Origin of the sequence: Bacillus kwashiorkori, assembly GCF_001375515.1 — a bacterium.
Taxonomy (GTDB): domain Bacteria; phylum Bacillota; class Bacilli; order Bacillales; family Caldibacillaceae; genus Bacillus_BK; species Bacillus_BK kwashiorkori.
In genome coordinates, this window is the sequence record NZ_CTDX01000016.1 from 102,048 (window position 1) to 119,186 (window position 17,139).

The window sequence follows — 17,139 nt, forward strand, 5'->3', positions numbered from 1 at the left end:
TTTTTCAATAAGTGTAGACTCTTTTGTGTATATATCCTCCAATATGATACGCAATTGTTTTTTCTGATAACATAAGGAAACGAAAAATACTCAACAAACGGGCGCGTTTGTTCAATATCTCCAATTTTTAATAAGTCGAAAATATGCAGTTTTTTTTTCATTTCTTTGCATATTTTCGGCTTATTTACATTCAAAAAACATTCCGCCATAAACAGCATTATTTAATTGCCAAATACACCCCAATACACAAGGTATATTTCTTGAGTACGGGAGCTTCTCTATTTTCGACAATTACACATGGGAATGATAAATTCAAACTTCTTGTAAACTTTTATTTTATTTCCCATCTAAAATATCTTGATAAAGAAATTGTTTATGTTTAAAGGATTCTACCCCACCTTCAAGTAAATTTACTATGTGTAATAAAATTGATTTTTCAGTAGGATATCCAGTCGCTTCAACCCAACCATTCGTGTTATTCGATGCCATAACAATAACTTGTTCTGCCTTAGAATTTGTAACAATGGTAGAATTGTGTGTTGCGATAATGACCTGTCTTTTTGACTTCGCTTTTCTTAAATCACTGACTAAGTTCTTATAAATATACCTATTATCCAAATTATCTTCAGGTTGGTCAATGATAAGGGGGGTATAATCATTCGAAAAATCACTATAGGATAAAATAAATGATAACATAGCAACCACTTTTTGCCCCAACGATAGTTCTTTCACGCTTTTAAATATTTTTCCAACTGGTTTGTTCATTTCCATGTTATTTATATTAAATTCTAAATCAAATTCATCAAAATCCAGTAAGTAGTTTTTTATTAGTTCGACTGCATGAGGTAATCCGTTTTCCAGTACTCTCCTGCGTATAATATCAAAAAATGTTGTTACATTATTACTCGATATATCAACAATTCCCTCGTTTACTTGTTTTTTAGATAGGGAAGAAGTATGTTCTTTGATATTCTCCAAATCTAATATTTTATTATAATTCTTTTCGCTGAGTAATAAAAAAACATTAATAGGATCAGATTTTTCACTTAAAAGAGATAAGTATTCAATTAAATCCTCAATTTTTATATTGAATTTTTCAAAATAGTTGTCTGGATCTTCCATTTTCACTTCTAAAATTTCAACCCAGTTAAGTATAAACTCATTAATATTATTTTGGTAGTAGGTGATTTTTAATTGATTTACATGGTTAGCATTAAAACTGTCAAGTGTATTATGAACAGTAATCTTCCTATCTTTTAAGATAGCTGGTAACTCTTTGTATTTCTGTTTTAAACCTTTAATAGTAGTAATATTACCTACTTTTCTTTTGTCGGAGAGTACTTCATTTTTGAACATCATTTCCCGGATAAAATCAGTAATCTCATCTGAACTGGAGGTTCTTACCAACTCATTCACAGAATATCTTCTATAAAAAAAGTTTGAAAGAAGACTTTTCTTATTCCTTGTTATTTCTTCAATATACTCTTGATTTTGAATGATGGTTTTTTTAAAGAGTTGAATATACCTTTCTATTGATATATCTTTTATTTTTTTAGGATCAAATATAAATTTCTTGTCATATTTATAATTGTCAAGGTCATTGTTAAAATACCCTAAGATAGAAGTGTACTGCTTTTTATCCATTTTAGGAGTATTGAAAATAATATAATAATCCTCACCATTGTATGAGCAAACAACACAAACCCTGCCTTGATTACAAATGTTTTCCAAAGCTTTCTCATCGTAAACATTTTGAGAAAGGACGAAATTGATGGTATTTAAAACAGTACTTTTTCCTGTTCCCCTACCGCCTATGAAACAATTAAGTGATTCAGAAAATGATATACCGAAATTTCCGTTTCCATTTATTCCAGAGAGAAATCCATCTTCTTCAACCACGATACCTTTAATGAATACATTTGGTTTTTCTGGTTCCTTATATTCTGTTGAAATTTCAAAGTCTCTGATTGCATTTTTTAACATGGTAAAGTTGACTTTTTGTCCTTTAATCCAAAAGGGTTTAGTTGCTAAGTTATCTAAACTATGTGAATCCTCATCTAATACAAAATTATAATTCCATTTGGTGTATCTTTTTAAATTTTCCATCACTCTCGGAATGTTATCTAAATGAGACACACCTAATAATTTATTATCTATTGAATTAAACAAACGATCTTTGTATCCACCACTTAGAAAGTCCGGCTTAAAGATATCCGAACTATTTATATGGGCAATATAGCCAATTCCACCAAATTCGTTTATTTTTGTTAGGACATTCAAACTTGTTTGATATGTCCCGGATATACAATCCATTATGTCACTATAAATCCAATTGTTTAGGAGGCTAATTGTCTCTTCCTTAGCATCAAATATACCTACTACGTGACATTTATCAGCACAGGAAATTTCAATTCCTAAAAAAATATCTGTATATATTTTATACGAAAAAGAATTATTAATAATATCTATAGCATTAACGAGCTTTTCATATCCTGAGATGGTATTGTGATCAGTAATGACAGCTAATTTTACATTCTCATCAGCCAATTTTTTGGCAATTAGTAAGTATGTTAAGTATTCTTTTAATGTTTCAAAATAATTATTTTGGTTTGCAATTTCCATTGCTTCTTCAAAAGTTAAGCTGTTTTCAGGAAATAGTAGTTCCTTTATGGCTATTCTAAATAAATCTTCATTTGACAATTCCGTATATTTTTCAGCTGTTAAACTTTCAAATAATCTATAATCATGAGAAGCTGGTGTATGAATATGGAATACTGATTTATGATAGTCTGCGTATTTTTTTCTTTTTGAGTTGATTGCTAAATCAATATCATTAACAAAACTGTTTTTTAAAAGTGTTTTATTGTAGGTTAAATTTATTTTAATTGCCTCCTAACTATTAACGCAATCTACGATTATAGTATAATTTTACTAGATATTTAATAGTTCGGATAGATGGAGTAAACAAGAAAAACGATTGAAAATGATGGATCCTATATCAAGAAACTGGAAAGGGATGATCCTATGAAAAAAATACTTATAAACAAAGTACGTTGCAAAAAGTGCAATGACATCATCGAGTCAAAACATAGCAATGATTTTAAGCGATGTAAGTGTGGTGCAATTTTCATAGACGGTGGTAAGGACTTTCAACGTTACGGATGGGGAATCAATCATTCTGAAGAAAAAGCTCATCTAGACGATTATATTGATTTTAGTTACTCTGTTTATAAAGAAAATAGTTGAATAGCTGCTAGGCGGCCTAGCGTGAATTAATACTGGGTAAGATAGAGAGTGTTCGCTTTGTTAAATGGTGAATTATAAGGTAAGTAAGTAAAATCATCCTTGATATTTATGGATAAGTTTGGAATAATATATTTGCATGAAGCGGCCTCTGTCTGGAAATTTTTATGGTTTTTGGTAGGAACCATAAAAAATTAGGTTCCACAGTTCAAAGCTGTGTGGACCTTTTTACATTTTAGATTCGAATCTTACGTTAAATGAAAAGCTTTATACAATCGGGTCAGATTGTGGAGGAACTCAGGTATTTGTAGTAGACTAAATGTTGCGCAATAAACAATCTCTTTTTCAGAGCATTTTGTGAAGAATTCCGCTTAAACAAACGGATAGAAGCTTAATAAGCTAATCTATAAAGAGGCATAGAACCATAAGGGTTTATGTCCTTGTTAATTGAATATTCGATTGTGTAGACAAAAAACAAAAATGGCAACGTTCAATATGATTAATTAAATGCCAGAATAGTTCATCCAAGATAACTTGGTATTTTGTTGTGTTGGAAACCTTTGAATATACTAATATAAGCTATATTTTTCATTCTTTTATGTTCAAATCTATTTGTGGCTGGTTAGAGTATAATTCATTAACTAGTAGTATCAGAGCTTCATTCAATTCATATCGTGCAATTTTCCCTCTGAACTCTAAACCACGGATGTAGTCTATTCCACTATCTTGGGTGTCGAATACGCGATTCTCTTGATTTGGTAATATAGATGCAAGGTGAAGATCATGTAGCCTATCAAAAAAATTAGGAAAGCCCTCTGCTGAAAGAAACTTGTTAAAAGACTCTCTCATATGTTTCCTCATGTAAGATGCTTCATTTTCAGGGTGAGTAATTTCTCTTATGGCTTTTATTGCTTCGCCATTCAAGCCCATATAAGAACACGCCTTCTCCACTGAAAACGAGATTTCATCAGTTTCACCAATGAGATAGCCAACATCTACACTAAAGAAATCTGCAATTAGATGCATAGTATCGAATTTAGGAAAGCCAACTTCTCCATTTTTATTTTTGGCTCCTGTATTCATCCATCGGCTAACATCTTTTTGGCCATAACTAGTTCCATATTTATTGTTTAAGGCTTCAGCAAAGGACGCTTGAGTATATCTGCCTGCATCCATACACTTTTTTAATCTAATTTTCCAGTATATTGCCTTTTCTATTAATAAGTCATCCATGTTATAGAGAACCTCCATTCGAGATGGATTATATACCTTGAGTAAGTCTTGTGCAACCTAAAACTACACGCTATCATTATGTTAGAAAAGCCAAAGGAACTGCAAAAAAACGAGAAAGGAAACTTTTTCATGCAAAGGGCGTATTAACAAAAAAGAGACTAACGGCGGTAAATACCGTAAGCCCCCATTCAAACAACGCATATAATTGAGCAGCACCTCTTGATAAAATTTAGATATCGATTAAAGGAGGTGCTTTTCATATGCCTGAACAAAAACTTACTATCATCCCCGTTACATTGCATCCCGAAACCGAAAAAGTTACATCTTCAATACCAACAAAAACTTTTTTCAATTCAACTTGTACGATCAAATCGGGCAACGTTGAAATTTTCCTCTCTAACGGCGTTGATGAGCACATCATCCAAACCGTAATGAGGGAGATGAAAAATCTATGAGGCACGATTATACGAGTGTCAAAAACATCTACATTATCTGTGGTAAAACAGATATGAGAAAAGGAATCGATGGGTTAGCTACTCTCATTCAAGATTCCTTCGAACTTGATCCATACGGAGATTCGATTTTCTTATTTTCCGGATGGAGCAAAGATCGCTATAAGTGTTTATATTTTGACGGAGATGGCTTCGCCATGCTTTATAAGCGTTTAGATAAAGGAAAGCTCCAATGGCCAAAAAACGAAAACGAAGTGCAAAACTTAACGCAGCAAGAGCTTCGCTGGCTTCTTGAAGGGTTATCAATTCAACAGCCAAAAGCTATTCAGCAATCATCAAAAGGAATCTTTTGATTTCTATTAAAATTTAACTTTTACTATTTTCCCACTGATGTTCGAATGATATACTTGAACTATCTTATTTGAACGAAAAGTGGTGAATCTAATGGCTAATGCTTCTACTAATAATCAGAATCAATATAAGAAATTAATTCAGCTTCTCGAAGAACAATTGGCTCATTCTAATCAACAGAATGAAGCATTATCCAAACAGATTGAATCATTAACCGAGCAAGTTCGCTATTTAACGAAACTTTTATATGGATCAAAAACAGAGAAATCTAAATATAATGCGCCCAATGGACAAACATCATTATTTGATAATGATCCGTCTTTTAATGAATCTGAGCACACAGAAGAACAAAGCCAACAGATGGTATCTTATACTGTTGTACGTAAAGCTCAAAATAAAAAACGAAATGATTCATTACATGACAATGTTGAAGTGAAGGCTATTCATCATCATCCAGAGAATACAATTTGTGACTGTTGCCAAGGCCAAATGACAGAAATAGGTAGCAAAGTCATACGTGAGGAAGCTAAATTTATTCCAGCAAGAATGGAGAAAGTTCAGCATATTGAGCATGCCTATGAATGTAAAAAATGCAAAAGTGACTTATATCAAAAATCGCAAATAAAGCGCGGCAAAGCACCACAGCCTCCCATTCAACGGAGCATCGCAGGTCCTAGTGTACTCGCCAAAGTAATTTACGATAAATTTTCACAATACTTACCTCTTTACCGACAGGTAAAGGAATGGGAACGTTTCGGTTTAACTACGAATGATAAAAACCTCTCGAATTGGGTTATTCGAGCATCACATGATTGGCTCTTGCCTATTTATGACCGAATGAAGTGTATATTGTTGGCTAAATCAATATTACACGTTGATGAGACTTATGGGCAAATTATCAATCGGTCAGATGGAAAACCTGGTCAGTCTAATGCTTATAATTGGGTTTACCGAAGTGTGCCTAATCAAGGTCCAACCATCGTACTTTTTCAAAGCTCTTTATCACGAGCTCGATCTGTTCTTGAGGGCTTCATTGGTGATTATTCTGGAACGATTATCTGCGATGGTTATTCCGCTTATGACAATATTAAAGGGGTCAACTTCGCAAATTGTTGGGCTCATGTTCGCCGTTATTGGTTAAAGGCCGAAAGTAAAAATGGACGAATCGGTGTAAAATATTGCGATGATTTATTTCAACTTGAAAGGGAATTTAAACATTTGTCTCCAGGCAAACGTAAAAAGAAACGCAAAAAATATTCGAAACCGATTGTTGATAAGTTCTTTAACTGGGTAGAAAACTCACCATTCTTTGGGAAAAATGCAATCGCTAAAGCAGCTGAGTACACGCTCAAACGAGCGAAGGAACTAAAGGCATTTCTAAATGATGGCAGAATTGAAATGCATAATAATCCCGCTGAAAACGCCATCCGTCCTAATGTTATTGGACGCAAAAATTGGCTGTTTTCTGTTAGCGAAGCTGGAGCAAAAGCAAATGCAATTTGTTTAAGTATCGCAGAGACAGCTAAAGCAAATGGTGTGGATTTTTATCGGTATCTTGTAAAATTACTGAAGGATTTACCAAATTTAGATATTCATAGAAATCCAGATGTTATAAATTTGTACTTGCCTTGGTCGAAGATGATCCGAAAAGAATGTAGCATATAAAATGAAATAACCGTGAATCCGAATTGAAAAATCAGGATTTTACGGTTATTTGGCATGCGTACCCTTGAAGGTGCGCATTTTCTTATTTCGGGCTTACTAAATACCTTATGAGGATGTCTGCCGGAATGATTGGAAAAAGAACTAGGAATGACAGTTAAAGAAGTATATTTGCTCTTGAAAGACAAGGGCTTCCTCGATGGCGAAGAAGGCAATTGGTCCTTAACGGAATTAGGTAAGCAAGTTGGTGGTCAAGTGAGGCAAAAAGATAATGGAGAGGGAGGGTTCTGTAGACGCACATGGTCAGTTTTATCGTGGAATGAAAAAATAGTCAATAAATTGAAAAAGAAATAATCCAGTAGCAATTATAGCTCTAATTGCAACTATGACAATCATCCCCATTGTTAGAGCGGTAATTAAAGCAATTCTGGATTCAAGCAAATTGCAAAAAATACTAAATCAAATAGCTAAGGGTGATGATTAAAATGGAAAATAACAAAAATGAAAAAGATTATGCCGAATATAACCATGATAACAAAACGGTTAGATTTGGTGGTAAGCCAGCTATTATTGTTTCAGTGTTTGCAGGTGTAACTTTAGTAGGACTTGCTGGAGGAATTACATATATAATGACTAGAAATCCAGAAGCAACAAAAGAAGTAGCAACTAAAATATTTAAGGAAGTAACAAAACACGCAGCATAAAAACATCATTGATAACTTTGAAAAAAGCCACTAAACATTGTAGCGGCTTTTTCTAACTTCTTATTATGTGATATGGATCAGACTAATCGACTTATAATAAGTAAATTTGTTGTTTTAAGAGGCAAATTTAATGGAATGGGTTAAAAAGAGGTAATGTGTAATATAAAATGATAATGTAATAGATATTTTATTTTCTTTTTATGAACTAATTTAATAGAATGGCCTTTTGGTCAAGGTATAAAAATCATCGGTAAGATGTGTGACGAGAATAATCGTTGGCACTCTTAGCGATGATTTTTTATATAAAAAATTAATGGAGGAACCAAAATGAATCAAATGGAAACGTATTATGTAGTAAGAAGAACGGAGAAGAAGGATGAGGAATTTGCTGTGATTGATGCAATGTCACTGGATGAAGCAAGAGCGATCTTTGAAGTTCGGCATAAATCAGATAAGGAGGCAATGACAGAAGGAGAGGCATTTTACATCTATCAAGCAAACGAGCAACTGACGTTTGATGAAAACAATCGAATAAAATTTCCGTCTGGCAGAAAGGCAATTATTCAAAAATTAGCCTAAAAATGAAAAGACTTCTGATTGAAAACCTTATCAGAAGTCTTTTTTGTTTTGCAACAACAGTTTAAAGTTTTGTCCTAAATATTAGTGTTTAGCTATTACTTTATTTCGTCAACACCTGTTTTTTATCATATATGGTAACGATTAAAAGTAACTAACATTAGAAACTAGATGTAAGATTAATAGATAAAGTCAATAAAATGATGAATTTTCAAATGTTTGTCATGGTATCTATTAATCGTTACCAATCTCATGATAAAGGCTATTCTTGGAGTGAATAACGATCATATAAGTGAATTTCTTCGAATAATGGTTACCATTTATCGTAACGAATAGGAAGAAGGAAAGAAAAATAAGAAGGCTTAAACGAGGAAAATATTGATATTTCAGCGTTTCGTCATAGTATCTATTAATAGTAACGAATGGTGTATTCTGATAAATATCACTTTAACTTAGTATGTATGTAAGTCATTCAAATTGAATGACTATACGAAAAAAGGATTGATTAGTATTTACGTAGTGCTTTATATATTGTTTCATCATTTTGTTCCAAAATTGAAACAACTACTTTCAAACCAGATTGTATCGCTAGATTTGCAACTGCAGCATCTGATGCAAATTGTTTCATAATGTTCTCTCTCCTTTTAATTCCATTGTTAAGTGTAGAACGGTTTGAGAAGCTGTTATCCGCTATTACAATGTTCATAATGTGAAGGACGTCCGGGTTCTTTTTGGCTAGAATGGCATATTTAAATACCTTTTGGACCAATGTTTCGATGGGTTCCGTTCCCATATCTAATTCAATATTTATAATCGCATCCCTTGATTTCCTGCTTCCTTTTAATTCAATAATCCAATCTGGTTTTACAATCGTCATTGTGGCTCCATTTATCTTTGTGCCAGTTTTATTTACTGTCATATACTTTGCAACTTTCGCATGATATGCCCCGTTATTTTGTCGATGTAGGTTTTTGTCCTTCTTTATCCATTCTGTGTATGGGAAGGTAGCTGGTGAATGGGAGAATGACGTTAAATCGTATAGAATAGAATATTTTATTTCGTCTGTATTTGGATCTCTTACTACCTCAGTGTTTAAATAAGTTAAAATATTGATAGCTGCCTGTTGCGTAAATAAAAAATGCATCAGATTCTTTTTTTGATTAAATTTATAAATTTTTGGTTTGTTGTATGTGCTATCCAATAAATTGTTTTCTATTAATAAATCAACGGCCTTGCTTCCAATACACAAGAATTTGAACCGTTCTCCATTAAAACCTTCACTATAATGTTCGCCGCGAATTAGTTGATAATCCTCAAATTTTCGGATTCGATTCTTAAAACTATATTCAGTGATATTCATTTCAATTAAGTGTTTGGCAGCTTGATATAATTGCTTTAGCGTTAACATTCGTTGCTGTTCTAAGAATACTAATAGCTTTAAATCAGATTTGGTTAGTTCCAACCGCTGTCTTGCATTTTTCTTTAGGACAATTTTATCTTGCATTGTATTTTCTCCTTTCTTTAGGGTGAATGATATTTGTTTGGCAGAACACCTTTGAAGGTTTATTTTTCACTATTATTGTCAGCACAAAAAAACTCGCATCAAACATTGCCAATTATGTGAGTAATAGACTTTTCACAAGTAATATAGTTTGTCCGATCAATCTTTCTCGACAAAGCACATTACTTAGGCAACACTATTTAATAGGAAGTGTGTTCTTTAAATAGTGTACTTTTGAATTTTGATATTTCTAGTCGACTCATAAATAACTTTGGGAAAAATTAAAACACGCAGGGAAATACAAAATTTTTAAAGAAAAAGGATAGAGAGCAAGGATTTAATTAGAATGCCAATAGGCGGTGTTCGAAGGGGATTATAAGAAACAGATTAACTAGAAGACAGGATTGAGTGAATTATCTGTTTTATTAGAATCTTAACAAAGGGGAATAAGCGAAGAGCAAAAGAGCAAAAAATTGAAGAGTTGGAAAAATGACTATTGGTGGGAAGACCTAAATTTAATTTAATAAATATAGGTCTTCTTTAAAAAGGTTAAAAGGATGAGCATTAAAAAATTTCAGGTTATTTTTTGGGCAAGAAGATTTTTTACTATTTTTTTGTGAATGAATTCGGTAGCTTTCTTTTTCACAACCTTCTCCCCAATTATTAATCCAGTCTATAAAAATCCCCGGAGTTGATTTTACCTCAAGCATTTTTTCGTATTTATGATATGCATAAGTGTTATGTATATGGCAATATGCACATAATACCATACCACACCACAATTCATTGGCATATAAAGGAAAGTGTTTTTTAGCATAGAGATGATGAGCGTGCATTTCTAATCCGGATCCAGAATAGCCACAGTTAAAGCAAGTATAATTTTGGTTGATTTTGATTTTATCTGACCACTGTTGCAGGATGTTGTTAGGTTTATTATAATAATTTAAGTTGCAAACTGGACAGCCAGAGGTTAGTATATCCCTGACTGGTTTGAAGCCACTATATATTCTGCAGTTTTCACATTTATTTTCAATTCTATATGAGTTATTTTTGTATTCTAAATTAAATTTTCCCTCAGTTGTAATTAGCAATAGCCCTTTTATTTTAAATCTATTTACAACCTCTTGATAAGTTAATCTACGATCGATATTAATGAACTCACTTGAACAATGCTTATGCATAAGATGATGAGCTTTAATATCTTGTAATTTTCCCTTTTTTTCTTTTCCGCAATATACACATGTATATCTGATTTTAAAACTATCGCTTTTTCCTTTATAATTTTCGTATTCTGTCCTTGTTGTCAAAAGTTTAATACTAGGATACAAATATTTAAGTTGAGAAAACAATGTGACAACTTTATCGTAAGGGAAACGAAGTTTATTTCTTTTTCTTTCGTCACCACATATTTCGCAGCATCCTTGAAAAATTGATGAATAATACATATGTATTTTGTGTCCTTTTGGACATTCAATCAAATGTTTCTTATGGTAACCTTTGTAATTATCAAGTAATTTATATCCAAGATCTCTTGCCTTTTTTTCTGCATCAAACTGAGATAACCCTCTTACAGTAACTAAACAAAAAGAACAAATCTGGCCTTTATTGATTGTTTCAAGACAAGTATTAAAAGAATGGTTATGGATGATACATCTTACATTAAATGGGGCTTGCCAGTTATTATACTTAAAATTTTTATCTACCGGTACTAGGTTTAATATATCGAGCAACTCTAATATTAATGGAGTATTCCAAGATATTCTTTGCTTGAATTTTAGAATATCCTTCTTTTTATCTTTAAAATTGGTAATAAATCCCTTCACTAATTTATGCTTTAAACCCCAATTTGCATCTAAATAATCATCAGGTAAATGAAATTTTTCCATATATATCACCAAAACTTAATTTTTAATATATATATCCAATTTTTAAAACTGATATTCATGTGTATCAACAAGAATATTGAGCCCCCATCTTTGAAAAATAGACTCTTATCACGGAAAAAGCAAAGCACTATCTTGGCAATAAATCTAGCTAAAGCGATACAATTAACCATTTATTGGAACATCCAATTTTTATCAGGTAATTTCAAGGTGGAAGGGACTAACTGGCAAATGCTTAGAATCGATTTGTAAGTGAAGGTGGTTCTTTTTATCAAGGATACAAAATAGAAAAAGACTTAATGGGATTATAAGAGAATATTTGCTGTTTAATAATTAATTTAAGTGGAAATAATATTTATTACTGTTATCGGATGATAACAAAACAATTGACGTTCGGCAATGTTCAGGATATTATATATGTAGATAGAAAGGTGATCTAGGGTGTGAATTAGTATTGAATGTAGCTTCTAAGCAACAAATAAACTCCATTCTTTTAAAAATTAAAGAAAGTATACAACAGGAACAAGGTAAAAACTTCATCTTTAAAAACAGGGATAAAAATAAGGCAACCTTAACCAAGTTAGGTTGGCTACCGTCTCATGTTAAACAAGAAATTTTGACATTAACCTATAAAAATTACAGCAAAGGTCCTGAACAGAATAAAAGTAGTAGTGGAAACAACAAAGGTTCGGTCTGGACCTTTGGAAAGAAGATTGAAGGTTTAGATATCTATATTAAAGTGCATGTAATTCCTTTTGGAGTTACTCAATGCGTGTGTATTTCCTTTCACGAGGAAGATTTGGAAGAAGGAAAACTAACTTTCCCATATGCAGATGAAAATTAGTCTTGGAGGTGCTTTTTATGGCATTTGAACATTTCTGTCCAGAATGTTTAGAGACGAGGGGATTTGAAAGTATTTTCATCGAAGAGGACTACCCTGTTAAGAATGAAGTAATAACGATTGATTCACATTATTATAAGTGTAATGAATGCGGAGAGCTTATTCTTGATCCGGAAAATGAAGATGAAAATTACGTAAATGCTTATAATGAATACAGAAAAAGAAAAAACTTATTGTTTCCAGAGGAAATAATAGAGATACGGGAAAAGTATGACATAAGCCAAAGACAAATGGCTAAAATTCTTGGCTGGAGTCACGCAACATTGTCCCGTTATGAAACTGGAGCTTTACAGAGTCAGAGTCATAATAATGAACTTGTCTTACTGCAAGACCCAGTAAATATGTTGAAGATCATTGAACGGAACAAAGATAATTTAACAAAACAGGGATATGATCGAATTAAATCTAAAGTTAAAACAATGATAGTCGACCATAGTAGCAAAAGTTTATATACCATGGTAGAAAGTTCTTTTATAACTGAGCCAAGTGAATATAATGGTTTTACCACATTTAATTTAGAGAAACTAATTAATGTGGTTAAATACTTTCTTTACAGAGACTCACAGGTATATAAAGTGAAATTAATGAAATATCTTTGGTTCACTGATTTCTTTCACTTTAAAAATTGGACTGTATCTTTAACAGGGTTGAAATACGCCAAGTTACCGATGGGTCCAGTACCTGACAACTATGATATGTTAATTTCCTTGATATTAAATGAAGATAAGTTAATTAATCGGGAATATATTGACTTTGGAAATGGTCAAGGAGAGTTATTCACTGTAATTGAAGATTTTGACTCGTCATTATTTACAGAAGAGGAAATAAAAACATTAGAGATCATATCTAAACTTCTTCAACCTCATAATTCAAGATCTGTATCTGAACTGAGTCATAAAGAGTTGGCTTGGTTAGAGACAAGAGACAGAGAATTAATAACATATAAATATGCGGAGCAACTAAGTCTTAGTTAAAACAAAACCACAAGTGGAAAAGCATCTTGTGGTTTTTGTTTTATGCTACGTCTGTCCACACTAAATATACTCTAATAAGTCCCCCCAAAACCTCCCCCAGATCGTTGGGGGAGAATACATTATTCTACAAAGCTGAATACAAACAAAAAACCCTAGAACCATTGATATATCAAGGTTTCTAGGGTTTTTGAATATGCTATTTACAAAGCATATTAATTAACGAGAGTAGAACTCAACGATAAATGCTTCGTTAATTTCTGCTGGAAGTTCAGCGCGTTCTGGTAGTCTGTTAAAAGTACCTTCTAGTTTATCAGCATCGAAAGTAACATAATCTGGAATAAAGTTAGTTGCTTCGATAGCTTCTTTAATGATTACTAAATTGCGTGATCTTTCACGTACGCCAATGGATTGACCAGGTTTTACGATGTAAGATGGAATATCAACGCGACGACCATCCACTAAAATATGGCCATGGTTTACTAATTGACGTGCTTGACGACGTGTACGAGCTAAACCTAGACGATATACTAAGTTATCTAAACGAGATTCAAGAAGAATCATGAAGTTTTCACCATGAACACCTTTCATTTTACCAGCTTTTACGAAAGTGTTATGGAATTGACGTTCGTTTAAACCGTACATATGACGTAATTTTTGTTTTTCTTGTAACTGTAAACCATATTCGGAAAGTTTTTTCCGTTGTCCTGGGCCATGTTGACCTGGTGCATAAGGACGTTTTTCTAATTCTTTACCTGTACCGCTTAAAGATATACCTAAACGGCGGGAAATTTTCCAGCTTGGACCTGTATAACGAGCCATTGAAAGCTCCTCCTTTTTGTTTTTATTTGGTAAAATAAAAACAGTTACATTCACTGTCTATGTCATTTTGTTTTCATGTACCATCGCCCCAGCAGCAGAGGGTTACACGATACAGCTCGCAACTATCCTTTTCAATAACAAATCTATTAGTTGCCGAGCAACAAAATGAGTCAATAAACTTGAATGCATAGGCTGCAATATTTTACACAAAGTACATTATAGGAGAAAAAGATTATAAAGTCAAGGACAACAAGATAGTTCTGTATTATATCATTATCTAGAACAATGCTTTTACAAACATGAAAAAATTTTTTGTAAAAATAAAAGGTTTGCAAAATGCTATGTTATAATGAAGTAAACTGTTAATTGAATGGATATGAAAATGGAAAGTTTCAAAGATAAAATAACACGTTATAGTTTCATAATTATTGCTATCGGTTTAGTTATAGCTGGCTTTTCGCTACAAAAAGGAAGTAATAACAATAGTGTAGAAAAAACTGCCATCGTTATTCATGAGTCAAATGATATAAATGATAAACCACTTGTGGCAATTTTATCATATGACCATAAAAAATACATGTTGAAGTTGTTTCAAGTGGATCGACTGGATTCGAATAAATTTCATTTAATCAATGAAATAAGTCAGGCAGAAAAACCGTTAGAAATGCGAAAAGATAAAGAAACAAATGGTTTATGGTTACATTTTAACAAAAAATGGGTATATTTTAATGAATACCTAGAAGAAGAAACTAGAGATAAAAAATATAGATTGGATCATAGGAACAATCGGATCAATTGGGAAAAAGAAAATAATCTAATAACTTTAACATCACTAACGGATGATAGTATTTATTCTTTTCCGATAAACGAAAATGATAAAGTCCATTTTATTGCACCACTTGCAAAAGATAACTCGTTATGGTTAGCAATTATTAATAATGAAGTTAAAGTACTACTCTTATAAATTTCAGCAATTAGGTGATTTTATGATAAATGAGCGCGAGTCACATTTACTAGTTCAATTTAAAAGCGATCTTTTTGAAAATTTATATGTAAGTAAGGAAGAATTTTTACTAGAAAAAAGCTTGAATGAGTTAATCAACAAATTTTGTACATTTTTTCAAACAAAAAATGTCCAATTTGTCATTAATAAAAACAACCTTGTGAAAGATGAGAGTTTTTTCTACACAGTTGTTTTTGAGAGTATTGAATTTATTGAGGATTGGCGTTTAAGTCCTTTCTACTTACAGTGGGAAGATGATGTGAACGTAAAATTAGTAAGGGGAACACATTCAATAGAAACGTTGGTTTTTTTGAAGGATAGAAACTATGAGTGTTTTGGTGTACTAATACTAGATAAAGTGAATGAAACTTACTCGAACGCTTTTTGGCAACAATTTTCCGCAACCGTGTATCACTTTTTACAACAAGTATTTCAATCAGCAGCAATGTTTTTTGAACAATTACGATTATCTTTATTGCACGATATTACTAGAAAATTCCATGCAACGATGGATGTCGATGCTGTATTAACGGAAATTACTCACTCTTTACAGGAAATTTATCCAATTTTTCGTTATTATTTATATTTGTCCAATGACAGTACAGACAGTCCGAAAATTCCTTTTAAACTGCTGGACTATAATGAAAATGATACACCAGCAATGGAGTCCTATGTTACAGGAGAGTTGCGAAAAGAAATACAAGCGGATAAACAACGGTTATATTTTCCTTTGAAAGGAAAGCAAGCGGTTTATGGTGTGTTAGAAATAAGTGCCGATGTTACAATAACTATATCGACATCAGAGATCCAATTTATTTCAAATTTAGCCCAGACAGCTGGAAGTGCGATTGAAAATGCCCATTTATATCAGCAGTCAAAACAACTTGTAACTGATTTACGGTTAGTTACAAAAATATCTCACCAACTAAACCGAAATCTTAACATGAATGAAATCATAAAATATATAGTAAGTGAATTAAAGCAATCGTTTTCAGCAGATGAAATCGGATTTATTAGTTTAGTAGACAATGAACCAAAAATTCTGCAAGGAAGTACCGAGTATTTCTACGATGAAAAATTTCAAGAATGTTTCCAATTTATTCATTCCCGTATTCAAAGAGGAGAAGACTCATTATTTATTGGGGACCTTTCTAAAGAAAGAAATGGACAAGTTCAAAAGTTTTTGTCGCTAATGGTCGAACCGATGAAACAAGAAAGCGATATTATTGGTTATGCAATTGTTTTACATAAACAACCTTATTATTTTTCATTTGGTACGTTTAAACTTTTCCAATCGATTACACACCATTCTTCATTAGCTCTAACGAATTCATTACTGAAGGAAGAATTAGAGCAATTAGTGATTACTGATTATTTGACGAAATTATATAGTCGTAACTATTTAGATGATATTCTTCACCAATCGATGATAGATGATTCGGAAGGAGCTTTTGTCCTAATCGATATCGATAATTTCAAGAAAGTGAATGATACGTATGGGCACCAAGTAGGTGATGTCGTTCTCATTCAAATTGCAAAATTAATTAAAAACAGTACGAGTAAATATGAAATTTCTTCTCGGTGGGGCGGTGAGGAAATCGCTATTTATTTGCCGAATCGTTCTCTTGAAGATGGATTTCACTTTGCGGAAAAATTGATTGACTTAACACCGAAACATACGAGTCCGCAAGTAACAATTTCTTGTGGAGTATCTCATTGGCAAAAGGGTGATGACAACAATCCGTTTAAATTATTTAAAAAAGCTGATGAAGCGTTGTACTATGCGAAACGGGCAGGGAAAAATCGGGCATGTACTCCATAATTTTTTACTATATGG

General features: G+C 32.4%; 16 protein-coding genes. 11 read left to right on the forward strand and 5 right to left on the reverse strand.

Annotated elements, in window-relative coordinates:
• Nucleotides 1-336 precede the first annotated feature (336 nt).
• Nucleotides 337-2,886 (reverse strand): Spaf_1101 family AAA-like ATPase, encoded by a 2,550-nt coding sequence (locus BN1242_RS09720; RefSeq protein ID WP_338022903.1) that lies wholly within the window; start codon nt 2,884-2,886, stop codon nt 337-339.
• A gap of 138 nt (nt 2,887-3,024) precedes the next feature.
• Between BN1242_RS09720 and BN1242_RS13955 the strand changes: the two genes are divergently transcribed.
• Nucleotides 3,025-3,246, forward strand: coding sequence for a DUF7695 domain-containing protein (locus tag BN1242_RS13955; protein ID WP_062355027.1), 222 nt, complete (start codon nt 3,025-3,027; stop codon nt 3,244-3,246).
• A 585-nt stretch (nt 3,247-3,831) separates the two neighbouring features.
• On the opposite strand, the gene BN1242_RS09730 is transcribed toward BN1242_RS13955, so the two are convergent.
• Nucleotides 3,832-4,476: a hypothetical protein gene (locus tag BN1242_RS09730; protein ID WP_062355029.1), complete on the reverse strand. Its 645-nt coding sequence runs from the start codon at nt 4,474-4,476 to the stop codon at nt 3,832-3,834.
• 260 nt (nt 4,477-4,736) lie between these two features.
• On the opposite strand from BN1242_RS09730, the gene BN1242_RS09735 reads away from it, so the two are divergent.
• From BN1242_RS09735 to BN1242_RS09760, 6 genes are all read left to right on the forward strand, one after another.
• On the forward strand, nt 4,737-4,931 hold the full coding sequence (locus BN1242_RS09735; protein ID WP_062351737.1) for a hypothetical protein: 195 nt from the start codon (nt 4,737-4,739) through the stop codon (nt 4,929-4,931).
• Nucleotides 4,928-5,281 carry an IS66 family insertion sequence element accessory protein TnpB gene (gene tnpB / locus BN1242_RS09740; RefSeq protein WP_062351739.1) on the forward strand — a complete coding sequence of 118 codons (354 nt, stop codon included), beginning with the start codon at nt 4,928-4,930 and terminating at the stop codon, nt 5,279-5,281. Before BN1242_RS09735 ends, tnpB begins: the two co-directional genes overlap by 4 nt.
• A 91-nt stretch (nt 5,282-5,372) precedes the next feature.
• A complete protein-coding gene (gene tnpC, locus BN1242_RS09745) occupies nt 5,373-6,944 on the forward strand; it encodes an IS66 family transposase (RefSeq protein ID WP_062352944.1) in 1,572 nt (523 codons plus the stop codon).
• A gap of 129 nt (nt 6,945-7,073) precedes the next feature.
• Nucleotides 7,074-7,295, forward strand: a complete 222-nt coding sequence (locus BN1242_RS09750) for a hypothetical protein (RefSeq protein WP_062355032.1) — start codon at nt 7,074-7,076, stop codon at nt 7,293-7,295.
• 131 nt (nt 7,296-7,426) lie between these two features.
• Nucleotides 7,427-7,645, forward strand: a complete 219-nt coding sequence (locus BN1242_RS09755) for a hypothetical protein (protein ID WP_062355035.1) — start codon at nt 7,427-7,429, stop codon at nt 7,643-7,645.
• Between the two features lie 327 nt (nt 7,646-7,972).
• Entirely contained in the window at nt 7,973-8,224 is a 252-nt protein-coding gene (locus tag BN1242_RS09760; RefSeq protein WP_238985132.1) for a hypothetical protein, read from the forward strand.
• 502 nt (nt 8,225-8,726) lie between these two features.
• Here the strand turns inward: BN1242_RS09760 and BN1242_RS09765 are convergent.
• On the reverse strand, nt 8,727-9,725 hold the full coding sequence (locus BN1242_RS09765; protein WP_062355038.1) for a replication-relaxation family protein: 999 nt from the start codon (nt 9,723-9,725) through the stop codon (nt 8,727-8,729).
• Nucleotides 9,726-10,237: 512 nt separating this feature from the next.
• On the reverse strand, nt 10,238-11,608 hold the full coding sequence (locus tag BN1242_RS09770; protein WP_062355041.1) for a hypothetical protein: 1,371 nt from the start codon (nt 11,606-11,608) through the stop codon (nt 10,238-10,240).
• A 451-nt stretch (nt 11,609-12,059) separates the two neighbouring features.
• Here BN1242_RS09770 and BN1242_RS09775 point away from each other — a divergent pair, with 451 nt between their 5' ends.
• A complete protein-coding gene (locus tag BN1242_RS09775; protein ID WP_062355044.1) occupies nt 12,060-12,449 on the forward strand; it encodes a type II toxin-antitoxin system MqsR family toxin in 390 nt (129 codons plus the stop codon).
• A gap of 17 nt (nt 12,450-12,466) precedes the next feature.
• A complete protein-coding gene (locus BN1242_RS09780) occupies nt 12,467-13,480 on the forward strand; it encodes a type II TA system antitoxin MqsA family protein (protein ID WP_062355049.1) in 1,014 nt (337 codons plus the stop codon).
• A gap of 216 nt (nt 13,481-13,696) precedes the next feature.
• Here BN1242_RS09780 and rpsD read toward each other — a convergent pair whose 3' ends face one another.
• Nucleotides 13,697-14,299 (reverse strand): 30S ribosomal protein S4, encoded by a 603-nt coding sequence (rpsD, locus tag BN1242_RS09785; protein WP_062355053.1) that lies wholly within the window; start codon nt 14,297-14,299, stop codon nt 13,697-13,699.
• A 382-nt stretch (nt 14,300-14,681) separates the two neighbouring features.
• Between rpsD and BN1242_RS09790 the strand changes: the two genes are divergently transcribed.
• Both BN1242_RS09790 and BN1242_RS09795 read left to right on the forward strand, forming a co-directional pair.
• A complete protein-coding gene (locus tag BN1242_RS09790) occupies nt 14,682-15,263 on the forward strand; it encodes a hypothetical protein (RefSeq protein ID WP_062355056.1) in 582 nt (193 codons plus the stop codon).
• Between the two features lie 22 nt (nt 15,264-15,285).
• On the forward strand, nt 15,286-17,124 hold the full coding sequence (locus BN1242_RS09795) for a sensor domain-containing diguanylate cyclase (protein WP_062355058.1): 1,839 nt from the start codon (nt 15,286-15,288) through the stop codon (nt 17,122-17,124).
• The last annotated feature ends 15 nt before the right edge of the window (nt 17,125-17,139 follow it).

What these genes read in the sequence shown, in the direction of transcription:
- BN1242_RS13955 (WP_062355027.1), top strand. Translation starts at nt 3,025, where the DNA reads ATGAAAAAAATACTTATAAACAAAGTACGTTGCAAAAAGTGCAATGAC.
- BN1242_RS09730 (WP_062355029.1), bottom strand. Translation starts at nt 4,476, where the DNA reads ATGGATGACTTATTAATAGAAAAGGCAATATACTGGAAAATTAGATTA.
- BN1242_RS09735 (WP_062351737.1), top strand. Translation starts at nt 4,737, where the DNA reads ATGCCTGAACAAAAACTTACTATCATCCCCGTTACATTGCATCCCGAA.
- tnpB (WP_062351739.1), top strand. Translation starts at nt 4,928, where the DNA reads ATGAGGCACGATTATACGAGTGTCAAAAACATCTACATTATCTGTGGT.
- tnpC (WP_062352944.1), top strand. Translation starts at nt 5,373, where the DNA reads ATGGCTAATGCTTCTACTAATAATCAGAATCAATATAAGAAATTAATT.
- BN1242_RS09755 (WP_062355035.1), top strand. Translation starts at nt 7,427, where the DNA reads ATGGAAAATAACAAAAATGAAAAAGATTATGCCGAATATAACCATGAT.
- BN1242_RS09760 (WP_238985132.1), top strand. Translation starts at nt 7,973, where the DNA reads ATGAATCAAATGGAAACGTATTATGTAGTAAGAAGAACGGAGAAGAAG.
- BN1242_RS09765 (WP_062355038.1), bottom strand. Translation starts at nt 9,725, where the DNA reads ATGCAAGATAAAATTGTCCTAAAGAAAAATGCAAGACAGCGGTTGGAA.
- BN1242_RS09770 (WP_062355041.1), bottom strand. Translation starts at nt 11,608, where the DNA reads ATGGAAAAATTTCATTTACCTGATGATTATTTAGATGCAAATTGGGGT.
- BN1242_RS09780 (WP_062355049.1), top strand. Translation starts at nt 12,467, where the DNA reads ATGGCATTTGAACATTTCTGTCCAGAATGTTTAGAGACGAGGGGATTT.
- rpsD (WP_062355053.1), bottom strand. Translation starts at nt 14,299, where the DNA reads ATGGCTCGTTATACAGGTCCAAGCTGGAAAATTTCCCGCCGTTTAGGT.
- BN1242_RS09790 (WP_062355056.1), top strand. Translation starts at nt 14,682, where the DNA reads ATGGAAAGTTTCAAAGATAAAATAACACGTTATAGTTTCATAATTATT.
- BN1242_RS09795 (WP_062355058.1), top strand. Translation starts at nt 15,286, where the DNA reads ATGATAAATGAGCGCGAGTCACATTTACTAGTTCAATTTAAAAGCGAT.